The 19,692-nt window shown below is 42.7% G+C and carries 19 protein-coding genes; 9 read left to right on the plus strand and 10 right to left on the minus strand.

The features are described 5' to 3' along the window. Window positions 1-144: 144 nt before the first annotated feature. The 4 genes from JMY02_RS07875 to JMY02_RS07890 all read left to right on the plus strand — a co-directional run bounded on the left by JMY02_RS07875 (window position 145) and on the right by JMY02_RS07890 (window position 4,261). Window positions 145-1,161 (plus strand): ABC transporter permease, encoded by a 1,017-nt coding sequence (locus JMY02_RS07875; RefSeq protein WP_201596954.1) that lies wholly within the window; start codon window positions 145-147, stop codon window positions 1,159-1,161. 133 nt (window positions 1,162-1,294) lie between these two features. Beyond that, window positions 1,295-2,209 carry an ABC transporter permease gene (locus tag JMY02_RS07880; protein ID WP_201596956.1) on the plus strand — a complete coding sequence of 305 codons (915 nt, stop codon included), beginning with the start codon at window positions 1,295-1,297 and terminating at the stop codon, window positions 2,207-2,209. Window position 2,210: 1 nt separating this feature from the next. After that, window positions 2,211-3,293: an ABC transporter ATP-binding protein gene (locus tag JMY02_RS07885; RefSeq protein ID WP_265087962.1), complete on the plus strand. Its 1,083-nt coding sequence runs from the start codon at window positions 2,211-2,213 to the stop codon at window positions 3,291-3,293. Beyond that, complete coding sequence (locus tag JMY02_RS07890; protein WP_201596958.1) at window positions 3,290-4,261, plus strand: peptide ABC transporter ATP-binding protein; 972 nt, start codon at window positions 3,290-3,292, stop codon at window positions 4,259-4,261. Before JMY02_RS07885 ends, JMY02_RS07890 begins: the two co-directional genes overlap by 4 nt. A 99-nt stretch (window positions 4,262-4,360) precedes the next feature. Here the strand turns inward: JMY02_RS07890 and JMY02_RS07895 are convergent, their stop codons facing one another. Then, window positions 4,361-4,780 carry a nuclear transport factor 2 family protein gene (locus tag JMY02_RS07895; protein WP_201596960.1) on the minus strand — a complete coding sequence of 140 codons (420 nt, stop codon included), beginning with the start codon at window positions 4,778-4,780 and terminating at the stop codon, window positions 4,361-4,363. A 176-nt stretch (window positions 4,781-4,956) separates the two neighbouring features. Here JMY02_RS07895 and JMY02_RS07900 point away from each other — a divergent pair, with 176 nt between their 5' ends. Next, on the plus strand, window positions 4,957-5,919 hold the full coding sequence (locus JMY02_RS07900) for a LysR family transcriptional regulator (RefSeq protein ID WP_201596962.1): 963 nt from the start codon (window positions 4,957-4,959) through the stop codon (window positions 5,917-5,919). A 45-nt stretch (window positions 5,920-5,964) separates the two neighbouring features. On the opposite strand, the gene JMY02_RS07905 is transcribed toward JMY02_RS07900, so the two are convergent. Next, window positions 5,965-7,008, minus strand: a complete 1,044-nt coding sequence (locus JMY02_RS07905) for a nuclease-related domain-containing protein (RefSeq protein WP_201596964.1) — start codon at window positions 7,006-7,008, stop codon at window positions 5,965-5,967. Window positions 7,009-7,333: 325 nt separating this feature from the next. Between JMY02_RS07905 and JMY02_RS07910 the strand changes: the two genes are divergently transcribed. Beyond that, complete coding sequence (locus JMY02_RS07910) at window positions 7,334-8,287, plus strand: DUF4424 family protein (protein ID WP_201596966.1); 954 nt, start codon at window positions 7,334-7,336, stop codon at window positions 8,285-8,287. A 63-nt stretch (window positions 8,288-8,350) separates the two neighbouring features. On the opposite strand, the gene JMY02_RS07915 is transcribed toward JMY02_RS07910, so the two are convergent. The 5 genes from JMY02_RS07915 to serS all read right to left on the minus strand — a co-directional run bounded on the left by JMY02_RS07915 (window position 8,351) and on the right by serS (window position 13,159). Then, entirely contained in the window at window positions 8,351-8,554 is a 204-nt protein-coding gene (locus tag JMY02_RS07915) for a nuclease-related domain-containing protein (protein WP_227678447.1), read from the minus strand. An 86-nt stretch (window positions 8,555-8,640) separates the two neighbouring features. After that, a complete protein-coding gene (locus JMY02_RS07920) occupies window positions 8,641-9,174 on the minus strand; it encodes a hypothetical protein (RefSeq protein ID WP_201596968.1) in 534 nt (177 codons plus the stop codon). Window positions 9,175-9,387: 213 nt separating this feature from the next. Next, the gene (tkt, locus tag JMY02_RS07925; RefSeq protein WP_201596970.1) at window positions 9,388-11,385 is read right to left on the minus strand and encodes a transketolase; all 1,998 of its coding nucleotides are present in this window, start codon (window positions 11,383-11,385) and stop codon (window positions 9,388-9,390) included. Between the two features lie 93 nt (window positions 11,386-11,478). Beyond that, window positions 11,479-11,859: a hypothetical protein gene (locus JMY02_RS07930; protein WP_201596972.1), complete on the minus strand. Its 381-nt coding sequence runs from the start codon at window positions 11,857-11,859 to the stop codon at window positions 11,479-11,481. 13 nt (window positions 11,860-11,872) lie between these two features. Beyond that, complete coding sequence (gene serS / locus JMY02_RS07935) at window positions 11,873-13,159, minus strand: serine--tRNA ligase (RefSeq protein WP_201596974.1); 1,287 nt, start codon at window positions 13,157-13,159, stop codon at window positions 11,873-11,875. 309 nt (window positions 13,160-13,468) lie between these two features. Between serS and JMY02_RS07940 the strand changes: the two genes are divergently transcribed. The 3 genes from JMY02_RS07940 (at window position 13,469) to JMY02_RS07950 (ending at window position 16,226) form a co-directional block, all read left to right on the plus strand. After that, window positions 13,469-14,128 carry a YcxB family protein gene (locus JMY02_RS07940; RefSeq protein WP_201596976.1) on the plus strand — a complete coding sequence of 220 codons (660 nt, stop codon included), beginning with the start codon at window positions 13,469-13,471 and terminating at the stop codon, window positions 14,126-14,128. A gap of 427 nt (window positions 14,129-14,555) precedes the next feature. After that, on the plus strand, window positions 14,556-15,413 hold the full coding sequence (locus JMY02_RS07945; protein ID WP_201596978.1) for a delta-class carbonic anhydrase: 858 nt from the start codon (window positions 14,556-14,558) through the stop codon (window positions 15,411-15,413). Between the two features lie 330 nt (window positions 15,414-15,743). Further along, window positions 15,744-16,226, plus strand: a complete 483-nt coding sequence (locus JMY02_RS07950; RefSeq protein ID WP_201596980.1) for a Dps family protein — start codon at window positions 15,744-15,746, stop codon at window positions 16,224-16,226. 99 nt (window positions 16,227-16,325) lie between these two features. Here JMY02_RS07950 and JMY02_RS07955 read toward each other — a convergent pair whose 3' ends face one another. From JMY02_RS07955 to JMY02_RS07965, 3 genes are all read right to left on the minus strand, one after another. Continuing rightward, the gene (locus JMY02_RS07955; RefSeq protein ID WP_201596982.1) at window positions 16,326-17,033 is read right to left on the minus strand and encodes a DUF2057 family protein; all 708 of its coding nucleotides are present in this window, start codon (window positions 17,031-17,033) and stop codon (window positions 16,326-16,328) included. A gap of 55 nt (window positions 17,034-17,088) precedes the next feature. Continuing rightward, window positions 17,089-17,892, minus strand: a complete 804-nt coding sequence (gene hda, locus JMY02_RS07960) for a DnaA regulatory inactivator Hda (RefSeq protein ID WP_131657854.1) — start codon at window positions 17,890-17,892, stop codon at window positions 17,089-17,091. Window positions 17,893-18,225: 333 nt separating this feature from the next. Continuing rightward, window positions 18,226-19,332: an AI-2E family transporter gene (locus JMY02_RS07965; protein ID WP_201596984.1), complete on the minus strand. Its 1,107-nt coding sequence runs from the start codon at window positions 19,330-19,332 to the stop codon at window positions 18,226-18,228. Between the last annotated feature and the right edge of the window lie 360 nt (window positions 19,333-19,692).

Here is a 19,692-nt window from a genome sequence, read left to right on the forward strand (position 1 = left end):
TACGACATGCACTATTGTTTGATTTGTATTCGGCTGGCTCAGAATTTCTGTTCCAGCCGTATTTATATGAGTTAAGTGCTTTGTCACGGACAACCTCCTTAGTGCTACCACTCTAATCATTGAACCACAACTATTGAGCAGCCCATGCTACTTTATATTTTGCGTCGTATTGCCATTCTCATTCCTGTCTATCTTGGCTTGACACTATCTACTTTTACGTTGATTCGTCTCGTACCGGGTGATGCCGTCGAGATTATGATGGGTGAGCGTATGGTCGATCCAGAGCTACATGCTCGTGCCTTAGAAAGACTCGGATTGGATAAACCACTCGTTGTCCAGTATTGGGACTATTTGACAGGTATATTGACCGGTGACTTTGGCGAGTCCTTTCGTACACGTTCCCCAGTTTTACAAGACTTTTTTGCCCATTTTGTACCAACCTTAGAGTTGGCGCTGTGCGCGATTGTCATTGCCAGTATTGTCGGGGTGAGCTTAGGTATTTTTGCCGCACTGCGCCGCGGTACTTGGATTGATTACACCCTGATGTCAGGTGCGCTGGCAGGTTACTCTATGCCCATCTATTTATTGGGGCCTATCCTCACGGGCATATTCGCCCATTATCTAGGGCTTTTACCCGTCGCTGGTGTGATCTCTGTCGCTCAGTTTTTAGATGTTCAGCCGTTATACGGTTCATGGCTACTAGGCTCTCTTACCTCAGGAGAACCGGGGGCGTTTTGGGACGTGGTCAAGCACTTTATCTTGCCTTCCATTGCTTTATCAACCATTCCGTTAGCGATGATCGCACGGATGACACGCTCAGCAATGCTGGAAGTGTTAGATGAAGATTATGTGCGGACGGCTCGAGCCAAAGGCTTATCCCCGCGCCGAGTGATATTGATCCACGTAATGCGTAATGCGTTGATTACCGTTGTGACCGTGGTTGGCTTACAGATGGCGACGTTGCTTGCTGGCGCTATTATCACTGAGACCATCTTTAGTTGGCCAGGTGTTGGTAATTGGCTACTGGATGGATTTTTCACGCGTGATTATCCTATCGTGCAAAACGGGATTTTATTGGTCGCCACCGCCTTGATTTTGGTCAGTTTATTTATTGATATTTTGTATGGTCTGATCAATCCGCGTATTCGCCATACCTCTTAACTTACCATTGATAAATACTCATATTATAAATAGTGATGATTGGCGCTCAAGTGATGTTTTAGCAATGCTTAGTACTTTTTTAGGAATGGAATTCTAAAAACTGTCACTGCGCTAGCCACTATAGGAACTGCTCATGAAGCCTTCTGTTCTCCCCTCTGATGTCAACCTTACGGCAGCCACACCGCCTTCCTCTTGGCAACTATTCTTGTCGACATTCTGCCGAAACAAAGGCGCTGTACTTGGGTTTATTGTACTGGCATTGATGGTTGTTATTGCCGTACTCGCGCCCGCGCTTGCTCCTCATGATCCTTATGAGTTGTTTACCGGCCAAGAACAATTGCCGCCAGCATTTTTAAGTGGTGGCGATACGATGTTTTGGCTGGGCACTGATGATGCCGGTCGCGACACATTATCTCGAGTAATGTATGGCGCGCGTTACTCACTGTTTATCGGTCTCAGCGCGACCACACTTGCTATGTTGGTCGGTGTCTCTTTAGGATTGAGTGCGGCATTTTGGCCCAAAGTTTGGGGCAAAGCCGTCATGCTCGTCAATGACATCTTGATGTCTTATCCAAGCTTGCTATTGGCCATCATTATTGCCGCTATCTTAGGGCCTTCCATGACCAATACGATCATCACGATTGCGTTGGTCTGTACGCCACCCTTCATTCGTCTTACTCGTGCTACCGCCATGGTTGAGCTACAACGTGAATACTTTATTGCTTCACAAGTGATGGGTGCGGGCGTGCTCAGACTATTGTTCGTGACGATTTTGCCCAACTGTATGGCGCCACTTATCGTACAGGCGACGATGATATTCTCTTCTGCGATTTTAGAAGCAGGCGCGATTGGTTTCTTAGGGTTTGGCGTGCAACCACCCGATGCCGAATGGGGCGCGATGCTAGGTACGGCGCGTCAATATATTCAAAGTAATGTTTGGCTCGCTATTTGGCCAGGTGTCGCTATTTTCTTAGCTGCATTGTCGATCAACTTGACGGGTGATGGCTTGCGCGATGCGCTCGATCCCAAATTGAAGCAGGTGACCTAAGATGACTGAACTATTAAATAAAACGCCTATAACCAATGTTTCCATGAATAACCCATCAATAGAAACAGCACCGTTATTATTAGATATTGAAAATCTTTCGGTCACTTTCGGTCAAGGGGCGCGCGCTTTTCGTGCCGTAGATGATGTGTCGTTGTCCATTACGCAAGGCGAAGTGATCGCCGTAGTGGGTGAATCTGGCTCAGGCAAGTCAGTGACGATGATGGCCTTAATGGGACTGTTGCCGCCCTCTGCGACGGTGCGTGCTAAGCGTGTGATGTTTGATAATAAGGACATGCTCGGTATGTCACCCAAAGAGCGCCGCGGCATTATTGGCAAAGACATCTCGATGATCTTTCAAAATGCGATGTCGTGCTTAAACCCAAGCTTTACGGTTGAGATGCAATTGGGCGAAGTACTGCGCAAACATCTTGGCTTACGGGGTTCAGCCGTGCGCACACGTAGCTTAGAGCTATTGGAATTGGTCGAGATGCCCGATGCCCAAAACCGACTCAAGGTTTATCCGCATCAGCTGTCAGGCGGTATGAGTCAGCGGGTGATGATTGCGATGGCGCTGGCTTGCGAGCCAAAACTGCTCATCGCTGATGAACCGACCACAGCGCTTGATGTGACGGTACAAGCGCAAATCATGGATTTACTTGGTCGATTACAACGCGAAAAACAAATGGCCATGGTGCTGATTACCCATGATTTGGGTTTGGTGGCGCAAAATTCACGTGATGTCGCCGTCATGTATGCCGGACAAGTGGTTGAAACCAGTACGGTGCCAGAGATTTTCCAAAACCCTGCTCATCCGTATACCGAAGCATTACTACAAGCGATCCCTGAATTGGCTATCGGTCAAGACCGTCTGAACAGCTTGCCGGGAGTCGTGCCAAGCCAATATGATCGTCCGAGTGGTTGCTTATTGTCTCCCCGTTGTCCCTATAAACAGCCTATTTGCGAAGTACCGCCACCTATCTTAGACACACCTAATGGTAAGGTGCGCTGTATTCATTCTGAACTACCAGACCTACCTTCTCGCACATCTACCTTGAACGCTGCTACTTTGGAGTCCCAAGCATGAGTAATAAAGTGGTCTTAAAAGCGGACAATCTACACAAGCATTACCCCGTATCCCAAGGGTTGGGTAAAGCTAAAGCTTACGTGAAAGCCCTAAACGGTATCTCATTCGAACTTGAAGCAGGTAAAACACTGGCAGTCGTTGGTGAGTCAGGCTGCGGTAAATCCACCCTTGCCCGCCAGCTGACGCTCATTGAATCCCCTACTGAAGGCCAGCTATTTATCAACGATGAGGGTACGACTGACTACAGCAGAAAAGCGCTAAAAGACTTGCGTACCGAGATTCAAATGGTCTTTCAAAACCCGTATGGTAGCTTAAACCCACGCCATACCATTGGCTATCAATTGACGGAACCACTAGATATCCATACCAAACTGTCAAAAGATGAAAAGCGCGATAAAATTAATGAGATGATGCGAAATGTTGGTCTGCGTCCAGAACACTCTGGCCGCTTTCCGCATATGTTTTCGGGTGGTCAACGACAGCGTATTGCCCTCGCCCGCGCCATGATGCTCAATCCAAAGATTGTCGTCGCTGACGAACCAACCTCGGCGCTCGATGTGTCGATTCAAGCGCAAGTACTGAATCTGTTTATGGACTTGCAAGACGAATACCATACCGCGTATGTCTTCATCTCGCACAACTTATCCGTCGTACGCCACGTCGCTGATGATGTCATGGTCATGTATTTAGGTCAGGCAGTCGAGCACGGTCCTAAAGAGGCGATCTATAATGCACCAAAGCATCCTTATACCATCGCTTTATTAGCCGCTGCGCCAACGGTCAATGGTCATAAAAATGATCTAACGCTCCATGGTGAGTTGCCAAGCCCGCTAAATCCACCAAGTGGTTGCGCGCTACATAAGCGCTGCCCTTATGCCAAGCCGCAGTGTAGTGAAATAGAGCCACAACTGCGCGAATGGGATGGTCGATTGGTGGCTTGTCTGCGTTTAGAAGAGATATATGGTTAAGAGATTTTGATAGCTGATAAAACCGCTGTAATGGCGGTTCTATTATTTGGCAGCTTCAAACCAATCTTCTTTCTATCGATATTTATTTTATTAAAAAACCTATCTTGCAATTTGCATCGCCGCTTCTAACGCTGCGGTGTCTTCGTGCATGCGATATAAGCAAATCTTACCTGCCTCATCGAAGCGTACAATCATTGTCCAAAGGCTGTTGAATACGTCTCCAGTACGCTTAACCGTGTGGGCAAGTTCGCCAAATCTGACAATGTAATTATCGCTCGCGATAGAATCTTCCATCGCAAACGTGCCAAACTCAAACATCTGGGCCAGATTTTTAAAGAATATAGTGCCTGCTGCTTGGCCAATATGAGTCCCATAAATCGGTATTTGGCTGTCGCTCTCCTTTCGAAAAACCACAAATTCAACGTTTTTATCACACAGTTGCATTGCTTGCTCATACTCACCTGTAAAGACATGAGCGACGAACTGGTCAAGGGTTTGGATATTGGATTTTGTTTGCATATATTTTCTCGATATTGTGGATGAAATAAATCTCGGCGCTTTTAAGGCTGCTAGCGAGTTATGCCCAGTCTAATGAAAGGCATGGTAAATAAATATACGACACCCACACATTGACTGTGCAAATAGGCACAATAGAATTTGCTAAGATAAGAGACTATTAACATAAGAGAATAGATATGTACTGGGATGATTTGGCTTACTTTGTTTGCTTGGTAGAAAAACAGACACTGACCGCGTGCGCTGAGGAAATGAATGTGCAGCACAGCACGGTTGCTCGGCGCATTGAGCATCTTGAGCAAACATTAGATATTAATCTTTTCGATCGGCTAGGCAAACGCTATGTGCTGACTATCGAGGGCGAACTGCTCTATCACCAAGCAGTCGCAGTTAAAAAAGAAATAACCATTTTTCAGAGAATGGCGATTGATCAAAACGCGCTGCAAGGTAAAGTTGTGATATCTGCTCCGCCTGTATGGGCAAATGAGGTGCTCATAACTGCTTTGACTGACTTTCGCCAACAATTTCCAAATATATTAGTGGAATTAAGCGGTGATGTGAGTATGAGCAATCTGCACCAAAGAGAAGCTGATATCGCCATACGCACACGCCGTCCCACCCAAGAAGACTTAGTTATCCGGACATTGGGATCATCGACCTATCGATTTTACGCCCATGATGAATATCTCAAAGATACGATACATGAGGAATGGCAACTTATAGAATTTCAAGCCAATGCCAGAGTACTCAGTTGGTCGCAGACGTTAATAAAGCAGCATGCTTATACGATTGCTTTTAGTACCAACGATTTATATATGGCGTGTCACGCGACTCGTCAAAAAATAGGGTTTGCCTTATTACCCAACTTTTTAGCCCGTCAGTACCCAGAGCTGATAGCGGTTAATCCTATTCGCAAAGTAATAATGACTGACTTAGAAACCAATCCCTCAGCGTTAGATTACCCTGCTGACAGTCTATCGCAATCACGACCCCAAAATTCCTTTACAAGCCTATCTATTCCATTGTCTCAGGGCTATCCGCTCTATCTTGTCATGCATCCAGATGTCAGGCGTTCAGCACGGGTCAGAGCGGTCGCAGATTGGTTGATTGCTTGTTCTAATGAATTAAGCGGATTCGAGTGATGTTTTTGTATCGCTTAGATGATAGACATCTAAATTGCAGCGTATTTATTGTTGGCTGACATTGACCACACCGCGACATTTAGGGAATTGGCTACAGCCAAAAAAGGTCTGCCCTTGATGCTGGCCTTTTTTTGCAACACGTTCAACCATTTCAGCGTTACATCTTGGGCAAGTTGGGGTTTGAGTTAAATTAGCCATGTGTTCTGCCAACTCAAATGTCAAAGGTTCATCCACTTCTGGCTCAGACTCTAGAATCTCAAATGGCGTAAGAAACAATTTATCAGCAATATCATGCGACATATTGGTAGGCGTTGTGATGGTCTGCTGAGTATTCAGACTATCAGTCGGTAATTCGCTAGATTCAATCTCAGTTTGACCAGACCATCGCAGCACTTCTCTACTTTTCAGAGTAGCTCTTTTAGCTGTTTCTTTTACTACTGGCTCAGGTGTAGGATTGTTAGCAACTGACTGACCATTAGAATGACTGATAGGCAGATTATTCGTATTCTTGCTTGGGTTGCTATGCTTATTTTTTAGATAGGCTTTGTGCTGGCGATTGGTACGCCACGACTTGCTAAATCTATTACTTTCTATCTGCTCAACGATGGATGTGACCTCATCTTCAGTCAGTAGCTTATCTTGTTTCCTCTTTACATAAGAGACCATACCACTCGTCAATACGTGCTCGGGTAGCTCATCACGGGTTTTTAACTCACACTCACCGATGAAGGCAATCATTGAGTGAAAATAGCTCAGCTCCAATCCTAATAAATCTGCAAGCGTCTTAATATGTAAGTAATTTTGGCGCAGCGGATTTTGGAATTTATATTTACTTCCATTTGGGAACGATTGCGTCCACTGGCTTTGCTTCTCGCTACCATATATCCAGCCTTTATAATTTTTGGTTTCGATGACAAATATGCCGTAAACAGAGACGATGACGTGATCGATTTGCGTACTGCCACCATTAGCTCGTGGCAAGGTGATACCGTTTAATCGATGATAAACGTCTTTTTCTAATTTTAGCCACATGGCAACGTTGATGACGGTCTCGCCGAGAAAGCCTTTAAAGGTGGATTTTAGGGACATGGTTTCTTACTCTATCGATAGACTTTACTTAATTGCATTCGCACTAAACACTCATTGAACGTTACCAGCAGACTAACTTTTGACGAGTCTTTACATTGCCTAATATAGTCCATTTTCTCATCCATTGTCGGTCAATGATTTTCATCATCAAAACAGTCAAAAATCTTAATTTTGTTTGTATTTTTGCTATGTCAAACTGTCTGTTTTTTAAGTATTATGAAAGCTATCTTACACGTAATATACTCTTAAACTTATAAATAATTCAAAAAAAGCGAGCAAACATAAAGTGAAAAACAATCACAACGACATGATCAAGAACCATTTTATGTTTAGCAGTAAATTAGCTTTTACTTTACTAATAGCCATAACCGCTGCCCAAGCGAACGACTCTGCTGAATATATCGGTACGGGCGGTGTTACGTATCTTAAAAATAAAAATATCAGCATGCATAGTGAAGATTTATACATCTCAAAAGATAAAATTCGCGTCAACTATGAGTTTAAAAATTTGAGTAATAAGGATATTACGGAGACTATTCTCTTTCCTATGCCAGCTGTACCCAGTTTTATAGACTCAGATTATGCTGATATAAACGCTACTTATGATAACTTTCAAGTTTGGGTAAATGGTAAGCCTATCAATCCTGACCTGCATGTTCGTACTTTCATGCACCCAATTGTCGTCAAAGATGGCGATAAAATTTATTCTGAGACGTCTGTCGATAACACTGAGATTTTTAAGGCATGTGGTATCAATGAAGCTGAAATGATGACACCTTGGACGTATAAGTTTGATACCAACGATATCAATCAACGGCTTTTGAATTGTAATAATAAAAAATTAGATCAATTTATTGACGATAGAGAAGATCCGTATATATCTTGGGATTCTCAAATCATTTATAGCTGGGAGCAAACTTTTAAAGCCAATACTGTTACTAAGATTAAGCACACTTATACACCGTTAGTAGGTGGCTCAGTACATTTAGACGAAGAACAATATGCCGATTTTTGTGTGGATAGATCAACTCAGCGAGGATTTAATAAGAATGGTGGTCGTCCCTATCAGGCTCTAAGCTATATCTTGACCACGGGAGCGAACTGGGCAAAACCAATCAGCAACTTTAAACTGACTGTAGAACGCGATCCCAATGAATTAGTGTCTTTTTGTTGGAAAGGTAAAGGCAAAGTTAAGAAAATTGGACCAACGACGTTTGAAATCAAAGAAAGTAATTTCGTTCCAACCCACGATTTTGATGTGGCTTTTATTATGAAATGAGGGTTATTTTGTGGAGTGACCAATGCCTCAGTAACTTCTCTAACCTGTTAGACTGAGTTTAACTTATTTAAAACCACTTTTGGTTTCGATAAAAAAGATGCCGTATATGGAGATGATGACGTGATCGATTTGCGTACTGCCGTCATTGGCTAATGGCAAGGTGACATTGTTTAGGCGATAATAAATGTCTTTGTCTAGTTTTAGCCACATGGCGACGTTGATGACAGTTTCCCCTAGGAAGCCTTTGAAGGTAGATTTTAGGGACATGGTAAAAATCTTAAAACAAATCGTTAAAGTCAATATATCATAAAAGATCTCAACTTTTAGAGTTTGCTCACTATTCTTAAATTAAGCTAATACAGCGATTCAATACTTACAATAACCTTATCTGATAACTTATTAATATTTTCTGCTGCTTCTATAAATAGGTCTTTATGATTAATCCAAGCTGCATGATAGCCATCTCGTTGTAACCTAGTATTTTCTGCTAGAAGTTCATTCGTTTGGAAAACAATCGACATCAGCTCTGTCAACTGCTCTTGTATAACTCCACCTTTTGATGTAACTCTTAAAATGTTAGTGAACTCTTTTATCAAACTAAAAAAATCGTCATCAAAATCGTCAGGACTCCTGTCCACACCAAGAAAAGACTTTTCCCCCGATTGAAAATCCAAAAAATCTTTAGTAGATGAACGCAGTCTATATAAATCTGGTAGCAGAGACACTTGTATCACTCTTGAAAGAGAGACTTTCTCAGCTTCTTGTTTATTTTGTGAATCTTTAGCCAGCCTGAAAGGAACCCATATTGCAATACCAATTGCTATTATGCTTCCAATAGCTTGTACCCAAGCAGCCGTTGTAATCCAATTAATATCATGAAATTCCAAACTGTCACTCCTTTATTAAATCTTGATTAGGCTCAAACAATGGTAGGGTAAACTCATACTATGAAAGAACAATTTTTATAGGTAAGTCAGGTAATAAAAAGCAAAAATTAAACTTCTGTAAGAACTTGGAAGCTCAGCTCAATTTACCATAAAAAAAAGCCACCAGATTTCTCTGGTAGCTCTTTTTTTTAAACATTAACTTAGTCAGGTTTATTACACCAAACTATTTACCGCTTCAACCACAGCGTCAGTCGTAATACCAAACTCTTTATATAGCTCGTCTGCTGGTGCAGATTCGCCATAAGTCGTCATACCGATGACTTTGCCATCTAGACCAACGAACTTATACCAGTAATCTACATGCGCGGCTTCTACTGCGACGCGAGCACGGATGTTGACAGGCAATACCGACGCGCGGTAGTCAGCATCTTGCTCTACGAAAATCTCTGCACATGGCATAGACACTACACGCACGCCAACACCATTTGCGCTGAGTGTTTCGTACGCCTCCATTGCTAGGCCAACTTCTGAGCCGGTTGCGATGATGATGGCTTGTAGCTCGCTTTGCTCTTTGGCAAGCACATAACCACCTTTGGTAATGTTCGCTACTTGCTCGCTATCACGTGCTTGATGTGGCAAGCTTTGACGGCTAAAGATCAGTGCTGATGGGTTGTTTTCTGATTTAATTGCTTCAACCCACGCGCTTGCAGATTCTGTTGCATCACATGGACGCCATGTACGTAGATTGGGCGTGGTACGCAAGCTGGTTAATTGCTCAACAGGCTGATGCGTTGGACCATCTTCACCCAGACCGATAGAGTCATGCGTATAGACATGGATGACGCGCTGTTTCATCAATGCACCCATGCGTACCGCGTTACGCGCGTATTCCATAAACATCAGGAAAGTCGCCACGTAAGGGATAAAGCCGCCGTGCAATGCGATACCATTGGCAATCGCGGTCATACCGAACTCACGCACGCCATAATAGATATAGTTGCCATCAGCGTCTTTCTCGATGCCTTTAGCGCCTTTGAATAGCGTAAGGTTTGAACCCGCTAGATCTGCTGAACCGCCCAGTAATTCTGGCAATAATGGCTGCAAGCTATTAATCGCATTTTGGCTGGCTTTACGGCTGGCAACATCACCGCCTGCTTCTTGAGTTTGCTGAATATAGGCTTGTGCTTGGCTATCAAAGTCAGCTGGCAATTCGCCATTTAGACGACGTAACAGTTCTTTGGCAAGCTCTGGATGGGCCTGTTTGTACGCTTCAAAGTCGGCTTCCCAATTCTTTTGCTGTACGTCGCCTTTGGCTTTGGCATCCCACGCTTCATAGATTTCATCATCTAATTCAAACGGCGCATGCGTCCAAGACAGTGCATCACGAGTCAAGATAATTTCGTCATCACCCAATGGCGCGCCATGGCTCGCTGCTAGGCCTTGCTTATTCGGGCTACCCGCACCAATTGTGGTTTTGCAAATGATCAAACTTGGCTTAGTCGTTTCTTTGATCGCTTGCTCAGTCGCTTGAGTGATGCCATCAGTATCATGACCATCGACTTTGATGACTTGCCAGCCGTACGATTCAAAGCGCGCTTGCGTATCATCCGTAAACCAACCTTCGACATTACCATCGATAGAGATGCCATTGTCATCATAGAAGAATACTAGCTTGCCAAGCGCTAACGTGCCAGCCAATGAGCACACTTCATGACTGATGCCTTCCATCAAGCAACCATCGCCTAAGAACGCATAAGTATGATGATCAACGATGTTGTGACCGTCGCGGTTAAACTGTGCTGCGAGTGTCTTCTCTGCAATCGCAAAACCGACAGCATTAGCAATACCCTGTCCTAATGGACCAGTGGTCGTTTCAATACCTGGCGTATAACCAAGCTCAGGATGGCCTGGGGTTTTTGAATGCAGTTGGCGAAAGCCTTTTAGGTCATCAACGCTGACATCATAACCTGATAAATGCAGAAGAGAATAAATAAGCATCGAGCCATGACCGTTTGACAGTACAAAGCGATCACGGTTATGCCAAGTAGGATCCGCTGGATTGTGCTTCAAAAATTTGCGCCACAACACTTCGGCAATATCAGCCATACCCATTGGCGCACCCGGATGTCCAGAGTTGGCTTTTTGAACCGCGTCAAACGACAGTACACGGATGGCATTGGCTAGTTTACGTTCGTTAATTGGGGTGGGCATAGCGTGTCCTAAGATTAAAGGAAAGTTTATTTGATTGAAAAAGGTTATTGAACTGAGTTTGCTTAGATATCGAAATAGGTGGCTCATTATAAACTAAGTAGCAACAATTTTCCCTGTTACTCCTAGTCCACAACTTGATCGGGTCACATAATAAAAAATCAATTGATCGTTAACGACTTCAATATAATGTTTCTCAAATGCTGGATAGCAAACATACTGAAGCCATTTTTCCTCTAAATAATCTGCCATTTGCTGATAGCTTATATTATTTGCAAATTTGCAACACAACGTGAGCATACAATTCGCATCATCATGACGTTCTTGATAAAGAAAGTCGCAGCCAATATTGTTTTCCATACAACAGAAAAATACATTGGCATCTATTTCAAAGCCCAACAAATTGTCGCCACTACTTTGACCGTAGATGAGATATTGCGAGTAATTCAATTCATCAACTATGTTCAAAATCTTCATGACGTTAATACCATCAAATTTCAATACGTTCAGCACCGCCCATAAATGGACGCAATACTTCTGGAATCGTGATGCTACTGTCCGCATTTTGATGGTTTTCCATGACCGCAAGCAACGTACGTCCGACTGCCAAACCAGAACCGTTCAAGGTATGTGCCAAGCTGGTTTGTTTGCCATCTTTGACGCGGGTGCCCATACGGCGCGCTTGAAAGTCACCACAGTTAGAGCAGCTAGAGATCTCGCGGTAGGTGTCTTGGCTTGGCAACCAAACTTCGATGTCATAGGTTTTTTGCGCCGCAAAACCCATATCGCCAGTACATAGCTGCACCGTGCGGTACGGCAGGTTCAATTGCTGCAAAATGTATTCGGCTTGTCCTGTCATCGCTTCTAGCAACTCATCAGACTGCTCAGCGGTACCAATATTAACCATTTCCACTTTTTCGAACTGATGCTGACGAATTAAACCACGAGTATCACGACCGTGCGAGCCAGCTTCACTGCGGAAACATGGCGTATGCGCCGTAAATTTCAATGGCAACTCTTTGATATCCAAACGTTCGCCGCGCACCAAATTGGTCATCGGCACTTCAGCGGTTGGAATCAAATAAAAGTCCATATCATCATTATTAGTATGGTTGCTCAGCTTAAACAAGTCATCTTCAAACTTAGGGAGCTGTCCTGTACCTTTTAAGCTGTCGCTATTGACGATATAAGGCACATAAGTCTCAAGGTAGCCATACTTCATGGTATGCGTATTCAGCATAAATTGTATCAATGCGCGGTGCAGCTGCGCCAATTGACCTTTTAGCACATTAAAGCGACTACCCGTTAGTTTGGTTGCTATTTCAAAGTCAAGCATACCAAGTGTCTCACCAATATGCGTATGATCTTGAATCTCAAAATCATACGTACGTGGCGTGCCCCACTTACGCACTTCTACATTGTCATCTTCTGACGTACCCACTGGCACATCTGCTGCTGGAATATTTGGGATTTGCAAGGCTGCTTGAGTAATACGCTCTTGCAGAGTGCGCAGCTCGTCTTCGGCGGCTTTAATCTCACCACTGACACTCTGCATCTCAGCCAATAGCTCACTGGCATCTTCGCCTGACTTTTTCAGTGCACCCACTTGCTTAGCCCCAGCGTTACGGCGCGACTGCAACTCTTCTGTTTTGACTTGTAGAGACTTACGCTCGTTTTCAATAGTCTGCCAAAACGACATATCAAGCGCATAACCACGAGTGGCCAGTTGCTGTTGTAAATCGCTTAAATCGCCGCGTAAGAGTTTCGGATCAATCATAGTAGTTGCCTGTGACACTAAAGGTGAGTAAAAGGGTTCAAACATATTATTAATATAATCATTGCCCAGCGCATCGTTATCACTAGATTAGTAACAATTGGCTGTGCCGCTATAATACCAAGACGCAGCAGATTTGACCATGTTTTGGCTATATTTCAGTGAACAGAGTGGCTTATATGTTTCATTTAGGAATACTTTTCGGTAAGATAAGCGCATGCCTTTTTTCCACTTTCAGCCAAATATGGCGTAGCTGCTTTCATTTGGCGATTTAAACCCAACGCTTTTAATACAAGTATTTGAGAAACCTTTATGGCCTTGTACCCGTACACTTTGCAACCTGTTGCCTTAAATCTAACCGAGGCTGAATTTCAACAAGCACAGTATGAACTGTTTGCCAGCGCCAGTCCTTCTTTTGGTCTAAAAAGTATCAAAACGAAAGAATGGATCATAATGGCAGTTGTCGTGGTATTAGCCATTGCAGGACTGGTCTTTGTTACGGGCTATTCAACCATTATTTTTTGGCTGATGCTGGTCTCAGTAGTGATTTATCTGCTGGTTCGTACCCTTGGGTTTAAATGGTATGTCAAAAGAGAGTTTGAAAAACAAGTCGCTGATCAAGAAATGCCTGATGAGATGCGTCAAATGAAATTGGGCGTACAAAAGCATGGCTTAGTTATGGCGATGCCAGTCAATCAACCCGATACGTTTAATAACAACCAAATGCGCGGTATGCAAATGCGCACTGGCTCTACTCAACAAGCAGTGATTCCTTGGCATGCTGTTAAGAGTTGGGATGAGACTGATGACTACCTCTTTATAATGTTTGAGATGAAAGGTCAGCAAGGCAGCCAGATCGTCCCTAAGCGCTTGCAAGCACAAAAATTCCCAATTGATACGGTACGTCAGCATTTGCAAGAAGTGGTTCCAACCAAAGGATTGAATCCTGAGAATTTGCAACCACCAGCTTAATTCGGTAGTGCCTTTTGGCAAGTGTAGCGGCTATAGCGATGTCATGTGTGATCACCAATTCACGTATGACATTGCTATCATCACAACATAACAGACAACCTTATGTTTATTATTGGTATGCACTCATCAGGCTACTAATCAATGACAAGCTATGATAACCATTCTCTAAACAACACACCTCACTGTTTTTAAGCACTATCTACCACCACAAGATCACGACCTCTTTATCAATCAAATAATGCCAGTCTTTTTGACTCGCTTACCTTGTAAAACTGCTTTCTACATATTTTTTAGCGTTTATACGTCTTTGATCGCTGAGGAAGCCGTCTAAAATCACTCTATATTCTCAGAAAGAAATAACCATTTGATTTTCTTCTGCCATAATAAAATGCTTTTTGTACATCAAAACACAAGAGTATATGAAATTATGAGCACTCAGATATTGTATAAACTAGCGTTGTTATCGTTACCAGTCATGACACTACAGTCTTGCGTCGTAGGTTCAGATCCTGTTGAAAAAAAGACAATTGCCCAACAACGTGCCACATTAGCCAAAAACACTAACAATATAGGCTTTGGCCCACAGTCGCCACGCGATATTGATCGTAGCGTCGGACAAAATCCACTCGTATTTAGCTTGGCACCAAACGCTAAGCAAATGAACTTGTGTAACATTCATCTGCATAAAAACGCTGAGCACAAAGGCGGAGAATTTACCACGTACGCGGGTGATGGTAATGGTCATGGATATGATACGGGGTATAAATACTCAGGGCAGCTCACAGTCGCAGAGCAAGCTCCTCTAGCTGAAGCTGTATGCGCCAGTGAATACAGCGCCATTCAGTCGGGTGACACGCTTGAAGTGCACTATGTATACTCTACCTCTTTGGTACAACCAGGAGCTACCTTAGCGGCTTGCGTTGCCAACCCTGTTTTGAACCCACAGTTGCGAGTAGAAGGGCAAGTGATTGTGGCAGTGAATGACGAGCATGCGACAGATTTTATGGAGATGACAAAATATGCCGTGAGCGACAAGCGTACCCAAGCAATCAATATCCCAACTGATACTGGCACGCCCGTTGAATATGTGGGCTCAACAACAGGACCAAGCTACAACGAACAAGGTTCACCATACAAAGTGACGTGGAGCGTACGCCCCGAAATGAAAAAGGTGAATATCAAATCTTTAGGTAAATGGTGTGAACGCAATGTATTTGATGAAGATCATGCACACGGTGTACGCAATCTAATTACAAACCCCAATTTATTGTCACCTATTCAGTAAGTCAGGGCAGTTAAAAAGCCGACAGAATAAGAAAACCGCTAGATAATCGGTTTGCTTTATCAGCTATCCAATACAAAGATAGAATGAAACGTTATAAAAAATTGCATGATAAAAAAACAAATCATAGTTTTATAAAACATAACTTTATGTTTGTTTATATAAATTTAACTTATGAAGAACACTTTGCTATAATAGCAACCATTAGAGAAAAATATTAATGTTTGCGAACTGACATAAACTGTTCACAACGGTGATAGTATAGTAATGATACAGTTTACTAATAGTAGTTCGTAGACCGTAAAAAACAATACCCATCAAAAGGATAATAAAATGAATAATGATAATGCTACCAACCAAATTGGTCTAGAAAAAGCAGACATGAGCGAAGTTATCGCACAACTAAACAATCTACTATCAACGTATCATGTGTTTTATTTAAACGTACGTGGCTATCATTGGAATGTGAAAGGCGAGCATTTCTTTACTTTGCATCCAAAGTTTGAAGAACTGTATACAGCGCTACAAATACAAATTGACGAAATTGCTGAACGTATCTTAACGCTAGGTGGCACCCCACTTCATGCCTATAGCGATTTTTCTCAAAATACTAGCATCAGCGAAGACAAAAACGTTAAAGACGGCACAACTTGCGTCAAAGGCGTAGTAACTGGCCTACAAGCGTTGATTACAGAGCAGCGCCAAGTATCATCATTAGCAGCAGAAAGTGATGACCAAGGAACAGCTGACCTTGTCGATGCCTACGTACAAGAGCAAGAAAAGCTGATTTGGATGTATAACGCTTTCTTGGGCTAATCACATTCTTTTTGTTAGCATATTTTAAAACTGAGAACCATAAAAAAGCACCTAAGTAGGTGCTTTTTTATGGTTCTCAATTATTCTAAAAACAGTCGTTTATTTTTGCATCCATTGACGCATTTTTTCACGCTCAGCAGGTGTTGCTTGTAGCCAAATTTGCATAAACTGATCCAATTTGTCAGTAGATGCATTCATGTTGGTACTTTGACTAATAGAAGCTATTGTACCAGTATTAGCATTGGTTTGAGTGCTCATAGAGGGCTGATTTATTGCTGCGATAGCACGCTGATTTTGTGTTTCAGCATCACCTGCTCCATCAAATACACCACCTAACGCTTTACCCAAACCTGAAAACAAACTTCCTTGATTATTCGCTATACCTTGTGCACTTGCGATCACAGTATTATTTTGTTGTATCGCCAATGTTGGACGTTTGGCATATTCTTTAGCCGCTCTATAGTCTTCTGGCTGATTCAGCATGGTAAGACGATACGTTTGATTGTCCGTTAAATCTGCTACCACGCTGACGTTGCCTGAGCGTAAATAGTCATGTTCATCACGGCTCAAATCATATAGTCGATCATATTTGGCGGTAATAGCATGCCGACCAGGCTCAAGCGTAAATTCTTTTGCTGATTGTTGAAAAATGCTCTGCTCCAACTCCTGCCCATTAATGGCAGTTACTTTCATATGGTCACCAACCACTAGAGTGACGGCTGCCTGTGACAGCATAGAGACGGAAGCAGCGCCAATGAGCAACGTGCTGATGGTCATTTTTTTTAGCAAAGAAACAGTGGGTTTCATAAGTGATTCCATTTATAGTAAAGGCGTTTTGGTAGAAAAATTTGTGTTCTTAGTGCTAAAAATCAAGTGGCATGGTATGTTGATCTTGATCGGCTGCGTCATTATCTACTTGGGTTTCTTGAGCAATATCGGCAAGCTCTGCTACAAGCGTTTGCTCGTCAATAGTACGCAAGGCATCACTGATGACCGCTTTGGATATATTGCTGCGACCAAGGTTAGAAAACATCGGCTGAATATAATTGAGCACTTCCATCATCGCCCCAATACGATGTGGCCCCTCGGTGAGCAAATGATTTATAATTCGATCATCAAACTGCCAACCACGCCTCCGTAAAATAGACTGCAACAACGCTTGACGATCCGCTTGGTTCTCACCATTAGGGACTTTAAACGTAGGTGCCTGTGCCAAGCGAGTCAGCAAATCTCTCAATTGAAAAGGCAGATCACCCGCAGGCTTATTTGCAGCAAACAATAACTGACGTTGCCCTTCGCGACTACGATTGATTAGATGAAATAACGCTTCTTGCCACTGGCTACTTTGCTCTAGTACTTCTAAATCATCAATGGCAATCAGATCAAAATTCTCTAAAGAAGAGAGCACGTGAACATCGGTATGAATCAGCTCATTGAGAGACAAACAGATGGCCGACTTGTCCATTTCAATAAATGATTCACAAATAGCAGATAGTAAATGGGACTTACCAGTAGCAGGGCTGCCAAACAAATATAGCTGACCAATTAAGCCAACATGTAATTGTCGTACTGCATCAATAATCGACATCCAGCCAGGACCTGCAAAGTCGCTTAAACTTGCATCATGCTTAATGTCCAGATTGAGACTTAGCTGTGCTTCTGCCATGAATCGTCAACTCGTGTTGCGTAATGCAATCTAAAAAAGGATACACCATTAATAACTTGCTTTGAACTGCTTTTATAATTTTGAATAAAGACTTGCTACGTTAATGTGTCGTCGTTTCTACCATCAATAAAACGAAAAATTGCGTAATCAAAACAGACCTGACTAAGAATTCATTTATTAATGGCTGACGCTAGCAATACTCTGCCTATATATAACATATTTACAAAATGACTGACAAGTCTTTTACTTCTTAACCGCGCTCAGTCTCTTATTCTCTCACTTTACCAATCCCAGCCCACCTTTCGCTATCTTCTTGATTTAACAATAAATCGCTTAATTTTTTTCAAATAACGCCAATTGCTTACGGCCTTTGTAAAAATCAGTCGAGCGGTAATACTGATATAAATGACGGAATAACACATTAAGAACAGCAGATACAGGCAGCGCAATCAGCATACCAACGAAACCTAATAAACTTGCACCCGCTAATACCGCAAAGATAACCCATAGCGGCGATAGACCAATCTTATCGCCTAATAACAATGGCTGTAGGACATACCCTTCTGCGGCTTGTCCGACCAAAAATGCCCCAACGATCAATGACAAATACGTCCAATTCAAGCCAAACTGAAATAAGCACGCAATGATGGCGGCGATAAAACCTATACCAAACCCTAAATAAGGAACAAAGCTGGCGATACCGGCGACCATACCAATAATAAGTCCAAGCTCAAGTCCGATAAGCTGCAACTGTACCGCATAAATTGCCCCTAGTAAAACCATGACCAATAGCTGACCTTTGATAAAAGCCATCAGTGCACGGTCACATTCTTGGGCGATATTGACGACTTGTTTACAATAAGAAGCAGGAAGCGCCATCTTCCATGTGTGCAACCGCTGATCCCAATTGAATAAAAAATAAAAGGTCAAAATCGGTACCAACACAATCAGTCCTGCACTATTGATAAAATTCATACTCGAAGCAATGATTTGGCTCATCATGGTGCTGGCATCTGCAAACTTATAATTTGTTTGCATGTAATCCATCAATGTATCAGAGAACTCTTTGGACTCTAGTTGCGGCAGACGAATACGGCTGTTATTGATGAACCACTCACGTACCACTTGATTATACCAATTTAAAACTTTAGGCAAATATTCCCATGCTGCTTGCAGCTGATACCACAATGTCGGTATCAACCACCAAAGCAGCAGCGCCATACCCAAAGTAATGGTCGAGTAAACAATGATAATCGCCACCCAACGCTTGAGGTGTCTTGACAAGAGCTTGACCAGCGGATTTAACAAATAAGCGAGTACGAAAGCAAAAACGAACGGTACAATCACTGGTAGCATCAAATACAATAGAAAAACAGCCACCACTATCCCAACGACAATAAATAAGCGCCGAAAAAAGGGATCTATTGATTGGTTTGTCATGATAAGAAATCCTCTAATTGGGCTAATTTAAGGTAGTACCGTGATTAAGGCTCACGTGTTTTACTGAATAATAAAGTCACAATAATCAATAGGGCGTGGTCGAATGTGCAACACGCTCTAGTTATTGATGATAAATTTAGCGTTCTATTATCGCAGAGTCCAACAAAAAATCAGTCATTTTTTGTTTCTTGATTTTTATACCAGTGCCGCGTTGCAATACAATGTATCTGCTTTATTTAAAATCGACTATATTTATCAATAAAGGCGTATTTGAACATTCAAACATGGCACTGACAGAGACTATTTGTGAATATCAAACACAGCCTATTTATCGATTGCAGCAAATCTTCGTCAAATATC

This window comes from Psychrobacter vallis, assembly GCF_904846715.1.
GTDB classification, from domain to species: domain Bacteria; phylum Pseudomonadota; class Gammaproteobacteria; order Pseudomonadales; family Moraxellaceae; genus Psychrobacter; species Psychrobacter vallis.